The following is a 4,724-nucleotide window of genomic DNA, read 5'->3' as shown; positions in this document are numbered from 1 at the left end:
TCTCTTTCCTCTCGTTCTTTACGAATTTTTTCTAGCTCTTCTAACATTTTTTCTATGTAGCTTTTCTCGCTAGATTCACTCTTAGAGCGACTAACAGCCCAACCGCTTACGCTCCCATCGGCATTAATCACAAATCCACTTGCTTCAATTTCGCCACCAAATAAGTCTTTTTTAATAGGATTCTTGGCAAGCTCATTTATATCATAAATCAATGCTTCATATTTCTCACGCACTTTGGGGTCATCTGCCATTTCTTTTAAAATATTTGGGGCAATACTAAGATTATTCAAGCCTTTTTGCTCATTGGAGTTAAAATTAAGGTTTGAATATTTAACTACAAGCTCACCTAAAAGTGCATTGGAAGTAGAATCACTAGAATCCTTTTGCACTCCTTGTATATCGCCAAACTTTTGGCTTTTCACATAGTCATACGCCGCTTGTGAAACATAAATATCGCCAATTTGCACTGCCATTACTTACTCCTTAAATAGAATTGTATAGACTATATCGGCATTTGAGGATAAAAATAAAGAGAAAAAATTAAGTTTCCGCACTATTGTGCAAGTATTGTTGTGAGATAAAATATTAGCATTTTGTGCTTAGGGGAGGATTTATCCCAAAAGCACCAATGCACAATCTAAGCTATACAAGTTCTACGATTGCCATAGGAGCAGCGTCGCCTACTCTCATTCTCGTTTTGATAATTCTTGTATAACCACCATTTTTGTTAGAATATTTTGGTGCAATCTCTTTGACTAATTTTTTCACAGAATCTTTATGTTGCAAATGAGAGAAAACCAAACGATGTGCCATAGAATCATCTTTTTTTGCTTTTGTAATTAGTTTTTCAAAATAGCTTTGCAATTCTTTTGCCTTTGGCAATGTAGTTTCAATCTTTTCGCTAGCAATTAAAGCAATTGAAAGATTTTTTAGTAAAGCTTTTCTATGAGAACTTGTTCTTCCTAGCTTTCTATATCCGTGTCCGTGTCTCATTTCTTATCCTTTTTTAGTTAAAAAATTTTTTCTTAAGTAGCGCAACCAAATCTTCTGGAATTTCTTTACCCACAGGATAACCTAGTTCATCTAGCTTTGTGGTGATTTCATCTAAAGATTTTTTACCTAAGTTTTTAATGTTTTTAATTTGGTCTTCATTCAAAAGCACGAGCTCTCCTAGATATTTAATGCCTGACCTGTCTAAGCAGTTAAAGCAACGCGCACTAAAATTCAAACTATCAATAGTTTGCAACAATGTTTTGATTTCTGGATGATCTTCATCTCCATTATTGATTTCTGGCACTTCAATGTTAAGTTCTGTATTGAAAATAGCCATTTGTTTGTGCATTACACTTAAAGCATTTTTGAAAGCTGTCAGCGGTTCTACCTGACCATCGGTTTGAATATCAAAAATAACTTTTTCATAATTTGGATCATCTTCTACAAGTATATTTTCAGTATTGTAGGTAACATTCGTAACGGGTGTAAAATAAGAGTCAAGCGGCATAAAACCTTCTGGCACTTGATTGCGAATCTCTTCACTTGGCACATAACCAATTCCCCTACAAATTACAATAGAAAAATTCAACACTGCATCTTCGTTAATGGTTGCCAAATGAATATTTGGAGTAACAACTTCCACTAATTCGTTAGCCAAATCTGCACCTGTAATAACCTTTGGACCTATAAATTTATAATCCACGCTGATACTTTCGTTTTCATCTTTACTCTTAAAACGAACCGTCTTAAGATTCACAATGAAATGCGATACATCTTCTACCATACCACGCACGGAATCAAATTCGTGCGCCACACCAGCAATTCGCAACGCAATAGGAGCGAAACCAACAGAACTTCCAAGCAATAATCTACGCAAAGGATGAGCCAAAGTAATAGCATACCCTGATTCAAAAGGATAGGCAATAATTTGAACTCTATTGACGCTAATTTCTTTTACTTCAATTTTTGTTGGAACATGTGGAGAAGTTTTAATATTTTTCATACTAACACCTTCCTACAAATTATTTAGAATACAACTCAACAATGAGCCTTTCTTCAATTGGAATTACTACCTCTTCTCTTTCTGGTAAGCGTGTAAAGATTCCAAATACTTTATCTTGATCCACATCTACCCAAGGAACGATTCCTGTTTGCTTTGTTAGCTCAATTGCTCTTTGAATTTGTGGATTTTTTTTGCTTTTTTCACAAATTTCTATCTTTTGTCCTACTCCTACAAGAGAGGAAGGAATGTCTATTTTCTTGCCATTTACAAGAATATGTCCATGCACAACAAGTTGCCTTGCAAAACGTCTCGTTGTAGCAAAACCCATTCTATAAACAACATTATCCAATCTTCTTTCAATTAGTTTGACGAGATTCTCTCCCGTATTGCCTTCTAAACGATTCGCCTCAACAAAAATTGAACGAAATTGTTTTTCAGAGATTCCATACATCATTCTTGCTTTCTGTTTCTCACGAAGCTGAATCCCATATTCTGAAATTTTTCCTCTTCTTTGCCCGTGTTGTCCCGGACCATAAGGACGTTTATCTAATGCACTTTTCCCTGCTAATCTACGCTCACCCTTTAGTGCAAGATTAACACCAAATCTTCTTTCAATTTTTTCAACAGGACCTCTGTATCTAGCCATTATCTCTCCTTACACTCTTCTTCGTTTTGGCGCACGACAACCATTGTGTGGCAATGGTGTAACATCTTTAAACCATAAAACTTTAATGCCTTCAATGCTTCCTAAACTTTTTACTGCAGTTTCTCTACCGCTACCCGGACCTTGAATTTTTACTCCCAATTCCTTGATTCCATGTTCTTTTGCTTTGGAAACTGCATCCTCTACTGCTTGTTGTGCAGCATAAGGAGTTGATTTTTTACTTCCTTTAAAACCTAATGCACCTGCTGTGCTCCAGCAAATAACATTTCCCATTTCATCTGTGATGGTTACGCTTGTGTTGTTAAAAGCAGCCGAAATATGAATGATTCCTTTTGCAATATTTTTCTTAACAATTCTTTTTTTATTTACATTTCTTTTAGCCATTATTTACTCCTATTTTGATGCACTACCAACAGTTTTTTTCTTGCCTTTACGTGTTCTTGCATTGTTTTTTGTTGTTTGACCGCGAACAGGCAGACCTTTACGATGTCTAAGACCACGATAGTTTCCTAAATCCATAAGAGCTTTAATGTCCATTGTAACTTTTTTGCGCAAATCACCCTCTACGATATGATGAGATTGTATTTCTTTAGCAATAGAAGAAACTTCATCTTCACCAAGGTCTTGAACCCTTTTGTCATAAGAGATATTTACAGCATTTAAAATATCTCTTGATGTCTTTAAACCAATACCATAAATATAGGTTAAAGCATATTCAATTCTCTTTTTTTTGGGTAAATCAACACCAGCAATTCTCGCCATTATATTTCCTTTTATCCTTGTCTTTGTTTATGTTTTGGATTCTCGCAAATCACTCGAATCACGCCTTTTCTCTTAATAACCTTGCATTTGTCGCACATTTTTTTGACAGAAGGTCTCACTTTCATAGCTTGCTCCTAACTTCAAAGGCAAATGCCTTATTATAATACTTTAGCGTCCCATTTAGAAAATATCTAAACTATGCCTTTGGAATGTTTTAAAAAAAATTTATCACTTCCCATTTCTCAATAGGCATTGAGTTTATAGTCCTCAAAGGCTTATCCAACACCACCCAAACGACTATGTTGCAATTTAACACTTTAGATTCAAGTTTAATTTTTGCAATAAAGAGCGGATTATATTTAAATTCTCATTAAAAACTACTTATATCTAAAAGTAATTCTTCCTTTATCTAAGCTATAAGGAGTTAATTCTAGCTTCACTTTATCGCCTTGTAGAATCTTAATATAATGCATTCGCATACGTCCAGCAATATGACATAAAATAATATGTCCATTTTCAAGCTCCACACGAAAGGTTGCATTTGGCAAAGCTTCCTTTACAATTCCATCTACTTCAATTACATCATCTTTTGCCACTTATTTTCCTTTTGACCTCTTTATTCCAAAGATAAAATTTCAGCTTTATTCCTAATAATTGCCACCGTATGTTCATAATGGCTCCCCCTTAATCCATCTACCGAAACTACACTCCAATCATCTTCCAAAATGAAAGGCTCGCTTTCCTTTTGACAAATCATCGGCTCAATACAAAAAACCATTCCTTCTTTGATTTTATCACCTTGCTTAGCTTTTTTTCCTTCCAAATAATTAGGAATCTCCGGCTCTTCATGAGGCTTTCTACCGATTCCATGCCCACAAAAACCATGCAAAGGAACATAACCATAATCCAAAATAAATTGCTCTATCAGAGCACTTAATTCTTTAAAATGCATACCTACTTTAATTTGACTAATAGCAAAATACAAGGCGTCCCTAGAACAAGCAATTAACCGCTCGTCGCTTTGAGAAATATTGCCTACACCGCAAGTAATTGCCGCATCACCATACCAACCATTGAGCTGTGTGCCAATATCAAGCCCTACAATATCTCCCTCTTGTAATTTATAATCATTTGGGATTCCGTGTATAATAACTTCATTAACAGAAATACAAATGGAACCGGGAAATCCATAAAGCCCTTTAAAAGATGGGGTTGCTCCGCAGGAGAGAATCATTTCTTCTCCCATTTGGTCTAATTCTTTTAAAGTAATACCGGGCTTGATTTGACTTTTGAGATGATTTA

Annotated in this window: 9 protein-coding genes; all 9 read right to left on the bottom strand. The window is 35.2% G+C overall.

Annotation, left to right across the window (positions count from 1 at the left end; genetic code table 11):
- Positions 1-473 (bottom strand): DUF6033 family protein (locus Q1553_RS07205; protein WP_300842861.1); only part of this gene is annotated, 473 nt, incomplete at its 3' end.
- 169 nt (positions 474-642) lie between these two features.
- Complete coding sequence (gene rplQ, locus Q1553_RS07200; protein ID WP_115551072.1) at positions 643-993, bottom strand: 50S ribosomal protein L17; 351 nt, start codon at positions 991-993, stop codon at positions 643-645.
- A 13-nt stretch (positions 994-1,006) separates the two neighbouring features.
- Positions 1,007-1,996, bottom strand: a complete 990-nt coding sequence (locus Q1553_RS07195; RefSeq protein ID WP_300761123.1) for a DNA-directed RNA polymerase subunit alpha — start codon at positions 1,994-1,996, stop codon at positions 1,007-1,009.
- Between the two features lie 19 nt (positions 1,997-2,015).
- On the bottom strand, positions 2,016-2,642 hold the full coding sequence (gene rpsD / locus Q1553_RS07190) for a 30S ribosomal protein S4 (protein ID WP_115551074.1): 627 nt from the start codon (positions 2,640-2,642) through the stop codon (positions 2,016-2,018).
- A gap of 9 nt (positions 2,643-2,651) precedes the next feature.
- Positions 2,652-3,044, bottom strand: coding sequence for a 30S ribosomal protein S11 (gene rpsK, locus Q1553_RS07185; protein WP_115551075.1), 393 nt, complete (start codon positions 3,042-3,044; stop codon positions 2,652-2,654).
- Between the two features lie 9 nt (positions 3,045-3,053).
- A complete protein-coding gene (gene rpsM, locus Q1553_RS07180; protein WP_115551076.1) occupies positions 3,054-3,422 on the bottom strand; it encodes a 30S ribosomal protein S13 in 369 nt (122 codons plus the stop codon).
- A gap of 11 nt (positions 3,423-3,433) precedes the next feature.
- Positions 3,434-3,547, bottom strand: a complete 114-nt coding sequence (gene rpmJ / locus Q1553_RS07175) for a 50S ribosomal protein L36 (protein ID WP_005022299.1) — start codon at positions 3,545-3,547, stop codon at positions 3,434-3,436.
- A 252-nt stretch (positions 3,548-3,799) separates the two neighbouring features.
- The gene (gene infA / locus Q1553_RS07170; RefSeq protein WP_026943286.1) at positions 3,800-4,018 is read right to left on the bottom strand and encodes a translation initiation factor IF-1; all 219 of its coding nucleotides are present in this window, start codon (positions 4,016-4,018) and stop codon (positions 3,800-3,802) included.
- A 20-nt stretch (positions 4,019-4,038) separates the two neighbouring features.
- Positions 4,039-4,724: type I methionyl aminopeptidase (gene map / locus Q1553_RS07165; protein ID WP_300842860.1), on the bottom strand; the 686-nt coding region annotated here is incomplete at its 5' end.

The organism is Helicobacter sp. UBA3407, from assembly GCF_949747025.1.
GTDB classification, from domain to species: domain Bacteria; phylum Campylobacterota; class Campylobacteria; order Campylobacterales; family Helicobacteraceae; genus Helicobacter_D; species Helicobacter_D ganmani.
Note: the sequence above shows the minus strand (reverse complement) of the source record. Positions and strands in the feature narration are given on the sequence as shown.

What these genes read in the sequence shown, in the direction of transcription:
- rplQ (WP_115551072.1), bottom strand. Translation starts at nt 993, where the DNA reads ATGAGACACGGACACGGATATAGAAAGCTAGGAAGAACAAGTTCTCAT.
- Q1553_RS07195 (WP_300761123.1), bottom strand. Translation starts at nt 1,996, where the DNA reads ATGAAAAATATTAAAACTTCTCCACATGTTCCAACAAAAATTGAAGTA.
- rpsD (WP_115551074.1), bottom strand. Translation starts at nt 2,642, where the DNA reads ATGGCTAGATACAGAGGTCCTGTTGAAAAAATTGAAAGAAGATTTGGT.
- rpsK (WP_115551075.1), bottom strand. Translation starts at nt 3,044, where the DNA reads ATGGCTAAAAGAAATGTAAATAAAAAAAGAATTGTTAAGAAAAATATT.
- rpsM (WP_115551076.1), bottom strand. Translation starts at nt 3,422, where the DNA reads ATGGCGAGAATTGCTGGTGTTGATTTACCCAAAAAAAAGAGAATTGAA.
- rpmJ (WP_005022299.1), bottom strand. Translation starts at nt 3,547, where the DNA reads ATGAAAGTGAGACCTTCTGTCAAAAAAATGTGCGACAAATGCAAGGTT.